Source organism: Pseudomonas sp. FG6 (assembly GCF_057809015.1).
This window is the reverse complement of record NZ_JBMDJD010000006.1, coordinates 72,174-88,125: the sequence shown is the minus strand read 5'-3', so window position 1 is coordinate 88,125 and position 15,952 is coordinate 72,174. Positions and strand designations below refer to the sequence as shown.

The following is a 15,952-nucleotide window of genomic DNA, read 5'->3' as shown; positions in this document are numbered from 1 at the left end:
AACTTCCTTATGCTGAGTGAGCGTTATTCTTCACTTGGGCCAAACCCTGGCGAACCCGGTTGACCAAGGTATAAACCAGCAGGGCGGCCATCACCGCCATCACCCCGTTGACCCAACCGGCTCCGAGCCAACCCAGGGCAATACCGGTGGCCAACACGCCACACACGAAGGCCCGATCACTCTTGCCCATGGGCCCGTCATAGCGCCGAGAAGCCCCGACCATCGCCCCCAAGACGCCTGCGTATTCGCTGAACAACGCCAACAGGGTGACCGACAACACGAGCAACAGGCTGGTATCGGGAATCAGGGCAAAAGGCAGGATCAAGGCCGCGTCGGCGATGATATCGCATAGCTCATTGAGGTAGGCGCCCAGATGCGATTGTTGGCCAAACTCCCGGGCCAGCATGCCGTCCACGGCATTGAGCGCCATGCGCAGGAACATCCAGGCCGGCACCAGGGCGAACACCCAGGCGTGGCTGGCGAACGCCGCGACGGCCACGCCCACCAACACCGAGACAACCCCGGCGAGCAGCGTGACTTGATTGGCGGTGACGCCCTTGTCATAGAGCCGCTGGACCGTGGGCCGAAGCAGGTTTTGGAAGGCGGGTTTGAGTTGGTAAATGGAGGGCATTGCGGTGGCGTCTCCTGGCCGGATTCAGAGGGTGCGTCGTGCAGGTGCGAGATTACGACAGGTTGGGGGATTGCTGGCGGGTATTTATCGAGAATGCGCGCGGGTCGGCATCTGCGAGAGCCACATAACTCAAGAAACACACAATTCAAGAGTCCCCCGGAACCCTGTGGCGAGGGAGCTTGCTCCCGCTGGGGTGCGAAGCACCCCCCAAAACCAGGCACTGCGCAGTGTCAGGCTGATCGCATTTGACTGATCGGGGCTGCTGCGCACCCCTGCGGGAGCAAGCTCCCTCGCCACAATGAGTCATGCAGCTCTGACTGTGATCACCAGCTCCCGCCTCAATCCAGCCATTAAAAAAACCAGCCCTTTGGCACCGATAACATCGTTTCTCGGCGTCGGGGCTTTTCCCTATATTGGCCGTCAGATCCGGTGGATGGCTCAACATCCACGCCTTCAGCGTGAGTAGTCGCAATGAACAATAAACCTGACAGCACAGGGCTTGATAACGCAGGAGCAGCCACCCGGGCGGTGTGGGGGGGGGAGCAGGTCAGGCACCCCTACAACGCCACGCAAACCCCCATCGTCGCCAGCGCTGCATACGGTTACGACGACATCGACGTCTGGTACGACGTCGCCTTGGGCAAGGCCCCCGGTTTTATCTACAGCCGCATGAGCAACCCGACCGTCGAGACCCTCGAAGCCAAGATCCGCGAACTGGAAATGGCCGAGTCCGCCGTGGCTTTCAGCAGCGGCATGGCGGCCATCAGCAGCGTGCTCTACACCTTCCTGGCCCAGGGCGATCGCGTGGTGTCGACCAAGGACAGCTACGGCGGCACCAACAAGATTTTCGAAGAGTTCCTGCCGCGTACCGGCGTGACCGTGACCTTGTGCGAGGCCTTCGATCACGACGACATCGAGCGCGAAATCGCCAAGGGCTGCCAGGTGCTGTACCTGGAAACCCCCACCAACCCGACCCTGAAGATCCTCGACATCCCGCGCTTGGTGGCAGCGGCCAAGCGCGTGGGCGCCCTGGTGGTGGCGGACAACACCTTTGCCACGCCGCTCAACCAGAACCCCCTGGCCTTGGGCGTGGACGTAGTGATCCACAGCGCCACCAAGTTCCTCAGCGGCCACGGCGATGTGCTCGGCGGCCTGGTGTGCGGCAGCGAAGCCTTGATGAGCAAGGTGCGTCACTACCGCGAAATCAACGGCGCCAGCCTCGACCCGTTCTCGGCCTACATGATCATTCGTGGCATGAAGACCCTGGTGCTGCGCATGCGCCAGCAACAACACAGCGCCCGGGCCCTGGCGGAGTTCCTCTGCACCGAGCCGCTGGTGGAGTCGGTCAATTACCCGGGCTTGCCCACTCACCCGAATCACGCCGTGGCGTGTGCGCAGATGTCCGGTTTCGGCGCCATCGTCAGCTTTGTCCTGGTCGGTGGCATGGACACCGTCAAGCTGCTCCTGCCGCGCCTGCGCTTCGCCCATTGCGCCGGCAACCTGGGTGCGGTGGAAACCATCTACGGCCCGGCCCGCACCACCAGTCATGTCGAGAACACCTTGGAAGAGCGCCTGGCCCTGGGCATTTCCGAAGGGCTGGTGCGGGTGTCGGTCGGCATCGAAGACACCGACGACCTGCTGGACGACCTGAAACAGGCCTTCGCCTTCGTCAAGAAAACCCTCAATCCGCAACGCAATGAAACGCCCGTTGAAACAGCAAACTGAAGTCTGAAAGTTGATACCCCACCACAAGGCCGTGTGTGGGGCGTTCATGAAATAGGAATAATAATAAAACCGAGTGGCGACGTACTTTACTCTGCCTGGCAACTTGTCGCGGACGTTGATGCGCGCCCCATTACTTTCATGAGAACAACCATGTCCATAAAAGAACAACAACGTGATTCAAGTTCCGGCTTTAAACAGGAAATGCAGACACGGCATATCGTCATGTTGGCGTTGGGCGGTGTCATCGGTACCGGACTGTTCCTCACCTCGGGCTACACCGTTAACCAGGCCGGCCCACTGGGGGCGGTGATCGCTTACATCATCGGCGCGCTGATGGTCTACATGGTGATGATGTGCCTGGGCGAACTGGCGGTGCAGATGCCGGAAACCGGTTCGTTCAGCACCTACGCCACGCGTTTTCTCGGGCCGGGCACCGGCTACACCGTGGCCTGGTTGTACTGGCTGACGTGGACGGTCGCCATCGGTTCTGAATTCACCGCCGCGGGCATCCTGATGACCCGCTGGTTTCCCGACACCCCCGTGTGGATCTGGAGCGCCCTGTTCGCCGGCTTTGTCTTCCTGACCAACGTGGTGTCGGTGCGCTTGTTCGCCGAGACCGAATTCTGGTTGTCGCTGGTCAAGGTCGTGACTGTGGTGGTGTTCTTGCTGATCGGTGGCGGGGCGATTCTCGGCCTGCTGCACATCGACCAGGCCCACAGCATCGGGCTGGGCAACTTCACTCGCGAAGGGCTGTTTCCTACTGGCTTCATGCCGATTGCCATGACGCTGCTGGCGGTTTCCTTCGCGTTCTCCGGCACTGAACTGATCGGCATTGCCGCCGGCGAAACCAAAGACCCGCAGCGCAACGTGCCACGGGCCATCCGCACCACCGTGCTGCGCCTGGCGGTGTTCTTCGTCGGGACCATTTTTGTCCTGGCGACCTTGTTGCCCCGCGAACAGGCCGGGCTGGTGGAAAGCCCCTTCGTCACCGTGTTCACCTACATCGGCATCCCATACTCGGCCGACATCATGAACTTCGTGATCATCAGCGCCTTGTTGTCGGCGGCCAACTCCGGGTTGTACGCCGCGTCGCGGATGCTCTGGACCCTCAGCGACCAGGGCCACCTGCCCAAGCAATTCTCGGCCCTGACCCGCCTGGGCACGCCGCTCAACGCGATCATCGTCAGCATGGCCGGTGGCGCCGCCTCGTTGCTCAGCAGCGTGTTCGCCGCCGACACCATCTACCTGGCGCTGGTGTCGATCTCCGGGTTGGCCGTGGTGGTGGTGTGGATGAGCATTGCCGCGAGCCAGATCGGTTTCCGTCGTCACTACGTGGCCAACGGCGGCGACATTCGCGACCTCAAGTTCCGCGTGCGGGGTTATCCGTGGGTGCCGCTGGGCGCGCTGGTATGCTGCAGCCTGGCGTGTGTCGGGATCGCCTTCGACCCTGAACAGCGGGTGGCGCTGTACTTCGGCGTGCCCTTCATCGCCTGGTGTTATTTCGTGTATTTCATTACCCGCAAGGGCCGCCAGCAACGCTTGTCGGTCGCGGCCCTGGCGCAACCGTCCAGCTGAAGGCGGGGCAGGTGCGCTCGGTGGCGTAATGCGTTCATCTAAGGTATTCGACAACCCTGTGGCGAGGGAGCTTGCTCCCGCTGGGCCGGGCTGGCGCTCCAGCGCGAAGCGGCCCCAGAACCGACCGGATGCGGAACACCAGACGCACCGCATTTGCCGGTTCGCGACTGCTTCGCAGCCGAGCGGGAGCAAGCTCCCTCGCCACTGGAGTCAAACAAACCGTAAGTGAACAACATTACGCTCGGTGGCGGGGGTTTAAAGGTCAAGACTATGAAACAAAAGCCATTACCGCCATTGAACTGGTTGCGGGCATTCGAGGTGTCTGCCCGCTGCCTGAACTTCACCCACGCCGCCGATGAACTGTTCTTGACCCAGGGCGCGGTCAGCCAGCAGATCCGCCAACTGGAAAGCCACCTCGGCGTCGCGCTGTTCAAGCGCCTGCCGCGTGGGCTGGGCTTGACCGAGGAGGGCCAGGCGTATCTGCCGGTGGTGCAGGACGCGATCACGCGACTGGCGGTGGGCACCAACGAGATTTTCGGCCAGCACAAGCGCCGGCCGATCAAGGTGCGTGGCAGCCTGGCGTTTTTCGTGCACTGGCTGGCGCCGAAGCTGGTGGATTTTCGTCAGGCCCATCCGCACGTCGACATCCGCTACATCAGCAACATCTGGGTCAAGGAACTGGACGGCGAAGACGACCTGGAGATCCGCTGGGGCCACGGTCATTGGCCCGGCCTGGTGTCGCAGCGCCTGACCTGGGACACCTTGTTCCCGGTCTGCGCGCCGGACCTGTTGGCGAGTTTGAAGACACCGGCCGACGTGGCGAAGCATCCGTTGTTGCACGTGCTGGGCTACGAAGAAGGCTGGGGTTACTGGTTGAACATGGTCGGTGCGGACTCGGTGGACTCCTCGACCGGCATGCAGTTCGACACGCTGGTGTGCACCTTGCGCATGGCCGAGCTGGGACTGGGCATCGCCCTGGCCCGGTCGTCGATGGTGGACGACCTGCTGGCGCACGGACGGCTGGTCGAACCCTTCACCCAGCGCATCGAAGCCAGCGAATCGTTCTACCTGGTGCGCAGTTCGGGCGCCGACCAGCACCCAGACGCGGTCATGTTTTCCACCTGGCTGGTCGAGCAGGCGCACCGTTTCAAATGATGGATTTTCTATGAGTGACGGGAGCCAACCATGCGCTACGTAAGTACCCGGAATTCGGCCGTGCAGGTCGATTTCGAAAAGGTCGTGTTGTCTGCCATCGCCGAGGACGGCGGGTTGTTCGTCCCGGTCGAACTGCCGCAGTTCGAGCCCCAGGAAATGGCCAACTGGTCGACTTTGTCCTATGACGAACTGGCCTATCGCGTGATGAGTCCGTTCGTGGGCGAGGCGATTCCCGAGGCCGACTTCAAGCGCATCCTCAAGGAGGCGGGCAGCCAGTTCAGCCATCGCTCGCTGGCGCCCCTGCACCAGGTGGATCGCAACGAATGGGTCCTGGAACTGTTCCATGGCCCGACCCGCTCCTCGAAGGATTTTGCCGCGCAGTTGCAGGCGCGGCTGGTGCAATACTTCCTGCGCAAAACCGCCCGGCGCGCCGTGGTGATCGGTGTCACCAACGGCGACACCGGCTTGGCGGCCATCGAGGCCTTCAAGCACTGCGAAGAAACCGACGTGGTGGTGATCTACCCCGAGGCCGGCGTCCCGCAAGCACAGCTCCAGGCACTGCAAGCGACGGCGCATCCGCGGGTTCATCAAGTGGCCGTCGCGGGCAGCTTCGACGAGTGCCAGACCTTGGTCACTCAACTGTTCCGGCAGCACGAAGCGATCAGTTTCAACTCCAGTAATTGGGTCAGCGTCATGGCCCAACTGGTGTTTTATTTCCACGCCGTGTTGCAATTGGGCGGCGCGCAAAGGCCGATCGGTTTCAGTGTGCCGGCGGCGAGTTTTGCCGAGGTCTACACCGGCTACATCGCGCAGAAGATGGGCTTGCCGATCACCCAGATGATCGTGGCGACCAACCAGAACGATGCGCTGCACCAGTTCTTCTTGAAAAACCATTATTCGCGGCTGCGCGCCAGCAAGACCCTGTCGCCGGCCATGGACCTGTCGATCTTCTCCAACCTGGAGCGGTTTTTGTGGGAACTCTACGGGCACGACGACCAGGCGGTGAGCGCGCTGATGCGCACCTTCGAAACCAGCGGCGAAATGACCATCGCCAACGAGTTCTGGTTGCAGGCGCGGATGATCATCGACTCCTACGCGGTCAGCGATGAACAGACGCTTAACGAAATCACCTCGCTGTACCGCGACACCGGCTACGTCATCGACCCCCACACCGCCACCGGCGTGCTCGCGGCGCGCCTGTACCGGCGCAGCCTGGTGGCACCGATGGTGACCTTGGGCGAGATATCACCGGCCAAGTCGGCGCAGTTGCTCGGCGAGTTGGGCATCGGCATCGCCGCCCCACAGCCGCCGGTTTCGGCGCAGGGCCCGGCGTTGATCCAGCGCATCCAGCCGGACGATGTCCGTGCTCTCCATCAACTGCTCGGCGCCCTGTAACAGGAGGCTCACATGAAGCGAATCCTCGACCCCCTCGACGAGCGCATCATCGCCGAACTGCGCCTCAACGCCCGCGCCGCCCACGCCGAGTTGGCGGCGAAGGTCAACCTCTCGCGCAACGCCGTGCGCCAACGCATCGAACGCCTCGAACGCGACGGCGCCATCCAGGGTTACACCGTCCGCACCGGAGAGGGTGCACACGCCTCGTCGAGCATCAACGCCGTGATCTTCGTCTACCGCTACGACCGCATGCGCGGCGCCGAAGTGCTGCAAGCCCTGCAGGCCATGCCGGAAGTGCAACAGTGCGACGTGATGAGCGGCGAATTCGACCTGATGCTCCGCGTCGGCGCCGCCAACCCTGAGCGCGTGCACAAAGTCTGGAAAGACATCGCCGCCTTGCCCGGGGTGGAAAACACCGTGACTTCGTTTGTGTTGTCGTCGGTGGTTTAGGCACGCTATCCGCCACAACAGTGAACCCTGTGGCGAGGGAGCTTGCTCCCGCTGGGCTGCGTAGCAGCCCCAATACCATCCACAGCGGTGTGTCAGGTTGATCGAGTTGATCTTGCTGGGGGGCTGCTTTGCAGCCCAGCGGGGATAAATCCCCTCGCCACAAATAGACCCCGTCAAGCCAACCAGCCAAGCCAACCCATGTTGGCTTTTTTCATGCCTGTCGCTTTGCCCACCCCCTGGTCAAACCGCCCAAAAAATAGAGCAAATTGGCATATTTCACTGCCAAGCCCACCCCCCTAACCTAGATCCCAACAAGCTCTACACCCCAATCCCCCGGATCAAGGACATAACAAAAATGACTGAATACAAACTGGCGCTGGTCGGCTTCGGCGGTGTGAACCGGGCATTGGCTCAACTGATTGCCGAGCGCAATCAGCAGTGGAAAACCGAACTGGGCTTTACCCTGAAAATCGTCGGCGTGACCGACCTGTTCCTCGGTTCGGTGATGGACCGCCACGGCCTCGACGCTGCGTCGCTGGCCAAACTGCCCGCCACCAAAGGCGCCATGGCCCAACTGCCTGGCGGCACCGTCGACGCCCTCAACGAAGCCGTGATCAAAGACTGCGGCGCCGACATCATCGCCGAAGCCACCTTCACCAACCCGGTGGACGGCGAGCCAGCCACCTCGTTCTGCCGCTGGGCCCTGGAGCGCGGCAAGCACGTGGTCACCACCAACAAAGGCCCCATCGCCCTGCACGGCGCCGAGCTCAAAGCCCTGGCCCAACGCAACAACGTCGCCTTCGAATACGAAGGTTCGGTGATGAGCGGCACCCCGGTCATTCGCCTGGCCAAACAATCCCTGGCCGGCAGCTCGATCACCGGTTTCGAAGGCATCCTCAACGGCACCTCCAACTTCGTCCTGAGCGCCATGGAAGGTGGCCTCGGGTTCGCCGAAGCCGTCAAGCAGGCCCAAGCCCTGGGCTACGCCGAAGCCGACCCGACGGCCGACGTCGAAGGCCATGACGTGCGCCTCAAAGTGGTGATCCTCGCCAACGAACTGCTGGACGCCAAACTCACCGTCAGCGACGTCGCCTGCAAAGGCATCTCCGCCATCAGCCTCGACGACATCGAAAAAGCCCGGCAAAACGGCGCACGCTGGAAACTCATCGGCGCCGCCATGCGCCAGGCCGACGGCTCCATCAGCGCCAGCGTCGAACCACGCCTGCTGAACAACGCCCACCCACTGGCGAGCATCAGCGGCGCCACCAACGCCGTGTCGTTCACCAGCGAACTGCTGGGCGCCGTGACCGTCTCCGGCCCGGGCGCAGGTCGCACCGAAACCGCCTTCGCACTGCTGTCCGACATCATCAGCATCCACCAATCGGCAACCCGCAAACAGGAGCACACCCTGTGAACGTCTCGCGCCTGGCCCTGGCGGTCGTCGAACCGCTTATCGAAGTCCTCAACCCATTTGACGGCACCGTCGTCGGCGCCGTCGCGGATGTCTGCGCCTCCGAAGTCCCACACCTGCTCGAAACCGGTCGCAGCGGCGCGCGCACCTGCGCCGCACTGCCGCGTCATCGCCGCGCAAGCATCCTCGAACAAGCGGCGCTGAACGTCGAACGCGACGCCAAGGCCTTCGCCCGGCTGATCGTCGACGAAGCCGGCAAGACCCTCAAACAGGCCGAAAAAGAAGTCAAACGCTGCGTCAACACCCTCAAGCTCTCCGCCGAAGAAGCCAAGCGCAACGCCGGCGAAATCGTCCCGTTCGACGCCTACGAAGGCGCCGCGTCGCGCCAAGGCTGGTTCACCCGCGAACCCCTGGGCCTGATCGTCGCCATCACCCCCTACAACGACCCGCTGAACCTGGTCGCCCACAAACTCGGCCCGGCCATCGCCGGCGGCAACGCGGTGATCCTCAAACCGTCCGAGCTGGCGCCGCTGTCGGCCCTCAAACTGGTCGCGTACCTGGTGGACGCCGGCCTGCCCGAAACCGTGGTCACCGTCGCCACCGGCGGCGCCGAACTCGGCAAAGCCCTGGTCGCCGCCCGCGACGTGCGCATGATCTCCTTCACTGGCGGCTTCGTCACCGGCGAACAAATCGCCCGCACCGCCGGCCTGAAAAAACTCGCCATGGACCTGGGCGGCAACGCGCCGGTCATCGTCATGGGCGACTGCAACCTCGACGCCGCCGTCGAAAGCTGCGTCTCCGGCGCCTTCTGGGCCGCCGGGCAAAACTGCATCGGCACCCAACGCCTGCTCATCCACGCCCCGATCTACGAAGCCTTCCGCGAACGCTTCGTCAACCAGGCCCAAGCCCTCGTCGTTGGCAACCCGATGCTCGCTAACACCGACATCGGCCCGATGATCACCCAACAAGCCGCGCAAAACGCCGAACAAGTCGTCAACGAAGCCCTGCAACAAGGTGCCACCTTACTCTGCGGCCACCGCCGCCAAGGCAACTGCTACGCCGCCACCGTGCTGGAAAACGTCGACCACAACAGCCGCCTATGGCGCAACGAAGCCTTCGCCCCGGTGGTGGTCCTGCAACCGTTCGGCACCTTCGACGAAGCCATCGCCCTGGCCAACGAACCCGAATACGCGCTGCACGCGGGCATCTTCACCAACGACCTCGGCACCGCGATGAGCGCCGCACGGCGAATCGAGGCCGGGGGCGTGATGATCAACGACTCGTCGGATTTCCGATTCGATGCCATGCCGTTTGGCGGCTCCAAGTACGGAAGTCTGGGCAGGGAAGGGGTGCGCTTTGCGTATGAGGAAATGACCCAGCCGAAGGTGGTTTGCTTGAATACATTGGGGTAACAGGTCAGGTCGTTGGCATCGGGCAGGTTTGGTCACCTGCCTGATGTTTTTTTGCACACACCCAAATCCAAACCCACCGCCATCCCCCTGGGTGTACCACCATCCCCCAGTGGAAACCGGGCCCCTGTGGGAGCGAGCCTGCTCGCGATGAGGCCAGCCAACCCACCCCCGCAACCAAGCCAAACCCCTGTGGGAGCAAGGCTTGCCCGCGATGCTCTTCACCCACTCTCGACGACATAACAACCCGCCATCCCGGACAGCTGTTTATCGCTGCATCCCGGGAGCACCCACGACCGACATCGCCTTGCGCCATTGCCTACAACTGCGCCAGAATCCGCCGGCTTGTGCGTCTTGGGGATGGTCGGTAGCTTGGGTCCTGTCACTGCTCATCAGTGATCGGGTTTAGTCGCCCGTCGTTGCTAAGTCGCTTAGGCGTCCATCAGTCAGGTATCCCCATCCCTGCACTCGATGGTGGCTGTGCGCAGGGCGCCCTCGGGCGCGCCGATTTCTTAGCTCGTCGGTCGACTAACCTGCGTACAGCTGCCACCCATCGTTTAGTCGCGATCGGGTCGTGGCCTCAATTTAGAGAGCTAAGGCTATGGTCAAAATTACACCGAACCCTCCCGTCACAGACGAACATGAATCCCGCGTTCAATCTACCCGCAACAAGAAACTGGATGAAGCTGCCAACCGGGCTTTGGATTTTTATCTGAACCCTACGCCGAAGAAAGAAACGTCTGAGAAGCCCGACACCATTTTCCGTATTGCGCCTGATGTTGATTCGGAGTGTCTGCTTGTAAATCTCAGTGAAAATTTGGCTTCGGCCAATGCGATGCTCAGTGATCTGGCGTTTGACCTGGAAGGGTCGCGACGGCATGTGGTGCTGGGGATTTTGCAGGTGGTGGAGCTGAGTGAGTTGTTGGCGAATCGGGTTTTGGATGTTGTTGAGGTGAGGTAGATACGGGGAATTGCTTGCCCTTCTGGCATAAAAAAGGTCTTGCTTGGCAAGACCTTTTTTTGTGTTTGGAGTTGAGGTAGCGGTCAATCCTCCACGAAGTAATCGCTATCCAAGTGCTTCACTTCGTAAACCTGTTTGACGCTGCAACCCAGATTGTTTTCAACCATCAGCCGCGCCAGCTCCAACCCATCGATCAACACCACTTTGATATCCAGGCTCAGAGCGGCCTCGCGGGCGCCGTTGGAAAAGTCCGAAGTAGTAATGAACACGCCCTTGCGAGCGCGTTGGCGGGTGAGGGCGCCGATGAACTTATCGATTTCCGGGCGGTGTACGGTGTTGGTCCAACGCTTGGCTTGAAGATAGATAACGTCCAGGCCGAGCTTGTCTTCCTTGATGATTCCGTCAATGCCATCGTCGTTGGTTTGTTGCGTCGCGCGTCCAGCTTCCTTGCGTGAACCGCCGTAACCCATGGCGATCATCAGATCGACTACCAGTTGCTCGAAAAAAGTCGGCGAGGCGGCCCGCACCAGGGCCAGTAATTCGTCCGCCAGAGATTGAGTCAGCGCCTGGTGTGCTGCGGCCAGTTGCTCGTCGGGGGTAGCTTGTTCGACCGGTTCGCTCTGCAAGGCAGACGCAGGATCATCGGCGGGACTGGTCGTATGGAACGCGGCAAATTCCGGATACTGCTTGAGCCATCTAACGGTAATGCGTGCCGGCCCGTTGTTCAGCGCCTCTCGACCGCGTTCGGTGATTTGCACCAGTCCCTTTGCCGGAATGCTCAGCAGCCCCGCCTTATTCAGATAGGTGCGCGCCCAACCGACACGATTGTTGATGATCGTTTGCTTGCCGGAAGGCAGACGTTCGCTGCGCTCCTCCTCGCTGAGCTGAAATTCGTTGGCAATATGCTCGCGAAGCTCGCTTAGTGTCAGCGGAGTATGGTCGGCGACGGTGGCCAGTATCGGCCGCATGACGCTCTGAAAGTCCGGGATGGGCATAAGTAACTTCCTGTTCAGTTGCCGAGGTCTATTAAAGCAGGTGCGGATCCTGGTTGTCGTGCGCCTAGACCTTCACCCTAAACAGTGACTGGTGTCTGGGCCGGAGACTTACTGATATCGAGTGCATTCAGTGGATGCCTGGATGATTGCGTGAGGTGTGTTCCCCAACCGCTTTGTGGTGGCGTGATTGATCTTAAATCGGGAGTTCGAAAGATCACGAGCAAGAGAAGAGCTTCAGACGCCTTCGACTTCGATCCCATGTTCTGCCAACCATGTCTTGCGTTGTGCATAGTCCGGCATGACGCGCTCCAAGCGGAGCCAAAATTCCGGGGTGTGATGTGGCTCTTGCAGGTGCACCATCTCATGCACCACTACATATTCCGCAATCGGCTTGGGCAGCAGGATTGTTTTCCAGTGAAAGTAGAGCTGTGCGCCTTTGCCACAGGAGCCCCAGCGATAGCCCAGATCCTGTACACGCACACCGCTGGGAGTCAGGTCCATGCGGGCTTGGTGGTTCTTGACGCGTAAGGCCAGCCAACTGCGGGCATGTTCGCTGTACCAACGGATGAAATGTTCGCGGGCTTGTGGCAGTTCGCTACGCAGCAGGCGGAAGCGACCGGCAGAAAGTTTCAGCGGCACATCCTGCTCATCAACCAGTTTGAGACGATAACTTCGCCCCAAGTACAAAAAACCCTCTCCGTCGACGTATTCCTTGGTGGGGATTGAGCGCTGCAGGCGTTCCTTTTCGGCGAGACGCGAGTAAATCCAGAAGCTTTTTTCCGCTACGAATTGCCGCAGCGCTTGTTCCTCAACGTCTGGCGGGGCAGACAGAATAAGTGTGCCGTCACGCTCGACGGTGATCTGTAGCGTCTTGCGCCGCGCGCTGCGGCGTAGCGTCAGTTGCAGATCGTCTACGGTGAGGGTTTGATTACTCACAGCAACATCAACCGTTCATGGCTGGCTCTCGCTTGATCTATCAGACGATCAGACAGCGCCCCCGCCTTATCACTATCCACCAAGGGCGGACGCAGTCGCATCAAGTGATCGAACAGCTGACCGGCCAACTCCTCCTGTGCGGCTCGCTTGCGTGGGCTCCAGATATCGCGGTGGCTTTGGAGTTCGCCCACCAACAGATCGACCAGTTCCACTGTCACATCCTTCAAACGCAGCAGCTCGGCGGACTGCGGAATGGCGTCGGCACACACCACATCCAGCAGGGTGCGCAAGAAGGGGGCGTAGTGCTCGGGCAAATCCAGAGCGCTGTAGTCATCGCTCATTTGACCGCTGCGCAGCTCGTTGATGAGCTTCTGCATCTGCTCAACCAACTGATCCCACTGGTCGCCCAGTGACTTGAGCAGGTCGTTCAGGCGTTCGGATAGCTTGCGATAGAGCACCGGATCTTCATCAGCATGCTTGCGCACATGCGAGCGAATGGCGTGCTCCATCTCTGAGGCCTTGGCGCGGTCGTTGACGCTGCGCGACAGCTGCTTCTCGAAGTCTGCGTCGGTGAGCTGAATCGGTGGGATCTTCGGGTTGATGCCCAGCGAGATAACGTGATCGTCGATCAGCTTGCGCACCTTGGCACCTACATCTTTGCCCAATTGCGGCAGGTCCTTGTAGCGCCCGCGTGCCCGAGCGTGAATATAGGCCAAACGCTTGGCATCTTTGACGAAGGGCAGGCCCTCTGGGCGAGGCAGTACGGTGTCCAGTGAATCGAGGAACGCTTTGAGCTTTACCGCAAATTCGGCGCGCACCTTTTCCGACTCCAGTGCGGCAAGGCAGGCTTCGGCATCTTCCAGCGACTCGATGCCCTGGCGACGCAGCACGTCCACCACACGTAGATGACGATCTCGCAGTACCGGCACCTCGTCCTTGATGCTGCTCAGCGCACCTTCGATATCCTCGTCGGCATAGGCTGCTAGGGCTTCGCGCAGGTGGTTGGCGACCCCGTAGTAGTCGACCACGATGCCGCAGCGTTTGCCAAAACCAGTACGGTTGACCCGTGCAATGGCTTGCAGCAGCTCTGCTTCCTTGATTGGCCGGTCAAGGTACATGACCCCTTCGATGGGGGCGTCAAAGCCGGTGAGCAACATAGACTTAACGATCAGGAAGGCCAGTGGATCGGCCTTGCCCGGCTGCTCATGATTCAGCGGCTTCTTGAAGCGCTGGATCAACTGCTCGTGCTTGCTGCCATCCGTCCAGGTTTTCCACTCGGCCGGATCGTTATTTGAGCCGGAAATAATCGCTGCGAACTCCAGGCTGCGTAGCCTGTCGCGATAGCGCCACGCCTGCACGCGTGCCTGTAGCTTGGGTGAACGCTGACACAGGGCTTCATCATCAAGGCCCTTGTCGGCTGCTGGCAACGCATCGGCCTCAATCAGCAGCTCATCGCGGGCACTCTCTAGCGCATGGAAGTAACGGATGGCTGCTATTCGGCTATAGGCCACCACCTGCGCCTTGTAGCCGTTGGGCAGAATATTGGTGACGTAGTGACGGAGGATATCGCGCGCCTTGTCGGCAATCAGCGCAGGGGCATCAAAGATATGGCCCTTGGTGGCGTATTTTTTCTTGATCAGTTCCAGCTCTTCCTGGCTGTGCTCGCGGAACAAATCTTCGAACAGCTCATCCAGGCTCGCCCCGTCTTTCACTGCGCCCTGAGCAGTGCGTCCTTCGTAAAGCACCGGCACTGTTGCGCCATCTGCCTCGGCTTCCTTGATGGTGTATTTGTCGATGAACGCTCCGAAAATTTCGTGGGTGCGCTTCTTGTCGCCCATGATGATCGGTGTACCGGTAAAGCCGATGCGCACGCAGTTGGGCAGGCCCGCCAGCAAGTTCGCGTGCAGATCGCCGGCCTGGGTGCGGTGCGCCTCATCGATCAATACCAGAATGCTCTCGTCGTGGTTGAGCACCTCGAACGGTTTGCTTACCAGATAGGGCGCGCGCTTTTCTGCGGCTTTGAGAAATGGCGCAGCTTCCCCACCTTCCTCCTGCTCGGGGTTGCGATACTTCTGAATGGTAGCGAACACCAGACCGGGGCCTTGGCGACGGGCCAAGGCTTTAACGCCCTCGATATTGGACGCCACCTCCGGCAGCTCGCCGCTCAGCGTGGCGGTGGCGGCGAGCTGGTTTTGCAGATCTTTACGGTCGGTGACCACGATGATCTTGAAGCGACGCAGCTGTGTATCCGTGCGCATCTTGCGCACCAGAAATACCATGGTCAGGCTCTTGCCCGACCCCTGGGTGTGCCAAACGATGCCGCCGCGCTGGTCGCTCTCGCCATGCTCAAGGCGTGTCTGCCCGCGTTTCATGCGGGTCACCGTGCGGTTCACTGCGCGGAACTGCTGGTAGCGGCAGACCGTTTTGATGGTCTGTCCGCCAACCTGCATAAACAGCATGAAGTGCCGGATCAAGTCGAGCAGGTGGGCCGGCGTCAGCATGCCTGCCACCAGGCGTTCCTGCTCAGACAGTTTGGCTTTGTCCAACTGCTCGGCCACTGACTGCTCGCTGCCACTGCCATCCGGGCCAACCACGGTTTTCCATTGGGAGAAATGCCCGAAGCCGGCCCCAATGCAGCCCACCCGTGCTTCGTCGTAGCTACTGGCGACCAACAGCTGCACGCTGGCGAACAATGTCTCGTTGCCCTCGTTCTCCTCGACCTCGAAGGCCGCCTTGCGTTGGTTGCTGTAGCGACGCAATTGATCGACAGCCTCGACCAACGGTTCTGGAATGGAGGGGCTCTTGCACTCCACCACCACCAGCGGGATGCCGTTCACCAACAACACCAGATCCGGGACAATAAATTTCTTGCCGCTGTTATAGCCCGGCGGGCAATCCACTCGGAACTGGTTGATCACGCTGAAATGGTTATTGGCCGGGGTGGCCCAGTCGATGTACTGGATGGTCTGGCCACGTCCGCCTTCCCAGCCGGGGAGGCCGTCGACAGTGATGCCTTTGAGCAGCAGCTCAGTAACTGTCTGGTTGGCTTCCATCAACTTGCCGGCACCCACGCGGGTAACGGCCGCCAGTGCTTCGGCAATGCGCTGCTCATCCAGCCAGGGCTGACCGTCGCGTAGGTTGATGGCACGCAAGCGCTCGGCCAGTGCGGCCCGCTGAATCACTTCACTGAAGTTGCTGCGGCCAGTGATGGCCGGATCGTCGAGGCTGCCCTCGATATGCTTCCAGTTCAGCCCCTGTAACTGAGCCACAAAGGGCTTCTCGACGTCATCCAATTCCCAGCCCATGGGT

The 15,952-nt window shown here is 60.9% G+C and carries 12 protein-coding genes; 8 read left to right on the top strand and 4 right to left on the bottom strand.

Going from position 1 to position 15,952, the window contains the following annotated elements:
• Positions 1-7: 7 nt before the first annotated feature.
• Complete coding sequence (locus ACODSJ_RS05755) at positions 8-631, bottom strand: CDP-alcohol phosphatidyltransferase family protein (RefSeq protein WP_489100818.1); 624 nt, start codon at positions 629-631, stop codon at positions 8-10.
• Between the two features lie 471 nt (positions 632-1,102).
• Between ACODSJ_RS05755 and ACODSJ_RS05750 the strand changes: the two genes are divergently transcribed.
• The 8 genes from ACODSJ_RS05750 (at position 1,103) to ACODSJ_RS05715 (ending at position 10,712) form a co-directional block, all read left to right on the top strand.
• Positions 1,103-2,356 (top strand): cystathionine gamma-synthase family protein, encoded by a 1,254-nt coding sequence (locus ACODSJ_RS05750; protein ID WP_489100817.1) that lies wholly within the window; start codon positions 1,103-1,105, stop codon positions 2,354-2,356.
• A gap of 150 nt (positions 2,357-2,506) precedes the next feature.
• Entirely contained in the window at positions 2,507-3,931 is a 1,425-nt protein-coding gene (locus ACODSJ_RS05745; RefSeq protein ID WP_489100816.1) for an amino acid permease, read from the top strand.
• A 270-nt stretch (positions 3,932-4,201) separates the two neighbouring features.
• Positions 4,202-5,086 carry a LysR substrate-binding domain-containing protein gene (locus tag ACODSJ_RS05740; RefSeq protein WP_489100815.1) on the top strand — a complete coding sequence of 295 codons (885 nt, stop codon included), beginning with the start codon at positions 4,202-4,204 and terminating at the stop codon, positions 5,084-5,086.
• A gap of 30 nt (positions 5,087-5,116) precedes the next feature.
• The gene (thrC, locus tag ACODSJ_RS05735; protein WP_489100814.1) at positions 5,117-6,481 is read left to right on the top strand and encodes a threonine synthase; all 1,365 of its coding nucleotides are present in this window, start codon (positions 5,117-5,119) and stop codon (positions 6,479-6,481) included.
• Between the two features lie 12 nt (positions 6,482-6,493).
• A complete protein-coding gene (locus ACODSJ_RS05730; protein ID WP_489100813.1) occupies positions 6,494-6,931 on the top strand; it encodes an Lrp/AsnC family transcriptional regulator in 438 nt (145 codons plus the stop codon).
• Between the two features lie 355 nt (positions 6,932-7,286).
• Positions 7,287-8,345 carry a homoserine dehydrogenase gene (locus ACODSJ_RS05725; RefSeq protein ID WP_489100812.1) on the top strand — a complete coding sequence of 353 codons (1,059 nt, stop codon included), beginning with the start codon at positions 7,287-7,289 and terminating at the stop codon, positions 8,343-8,345.
• A complete protein-coding gene (locus tag ACODSJ_RS05720) occupies positions 8,342-9,754 on the top strand; it encodes an aldehyde dehydrogenase family protein (RefSeq protein WP_489100811.1) in 1,413 nt (470 codons plus the stop codon). Before ACODSJ_RS05725 ends, ACODSJ_RS05720 begins: the two co-directional genes overlap by 4 nt.
• Before the next feature lie 598 nt (positions 9,755-10,352).
• Complete coding sequence (locus tag ACODSJ_RS05715; RefSeq protein ID WP_489100810.1) at positions 10,353-10,712, top strand: DUF6124 family protein; 360 nt, start codon at positions 10,353-10,355, stop codon at positions 10,710-10,712.
• A gap of 83 nt (positions 10,713-10,795) precedes the next feature.
• Here the strand turns inward: ACODSJ_RS05715 and ACODSJ_RS05710 are convergent, their stop codons facing one another.
• The 3 genes from ACODSJ_RS05710 to ACODSJ_RS05700 all read right to left on the bottom strand — a co-directional run bounded on the left by ACODSJ_RS05710 (position 10,796) and on the right by ACODSJ_RS05700 (position 15,948).
• A complete protein-coding gene (locus tag ACODSJ_RS05710) occupies positions 10,796-11,707 on the bottom strand; it encodes a restriction endonuclease (protein ID WP_489100809.1) in 912 nt (303 codons plus the stop codon).
• A 234-nt stretch (positions 11,708-11,941) separates the two neighbouring features.
• On the bottom strand, positions 11,942-12,643 hold the full coding sequence (locus tag ACODSJ_RS05705; protein WP_489100808.1) for a M48 family metallopeptidase: 702 nt from the start codon (positions 12,641-12,643) through the stop codon (positions 11,942-11,944).
• Positions 12,640-15,948: a type I restriction endonuclease subunit R gene (locus tag ACODSJ_RS05700; RefSeq protein WP_489100807.1), complete on the bottom strand. Its 3,309-nt coding sequence runs from the start codon at positions 15,946-15,948 to the stop codon at positions 12,640-12,642. Before ACODSJ_RS05700 ends, ACODSJ_RS05705 begins: the two co-directional genes overlap by 4 nt.
• Positions 15,949-15,952: the final 4 nt, after the last annotated feature.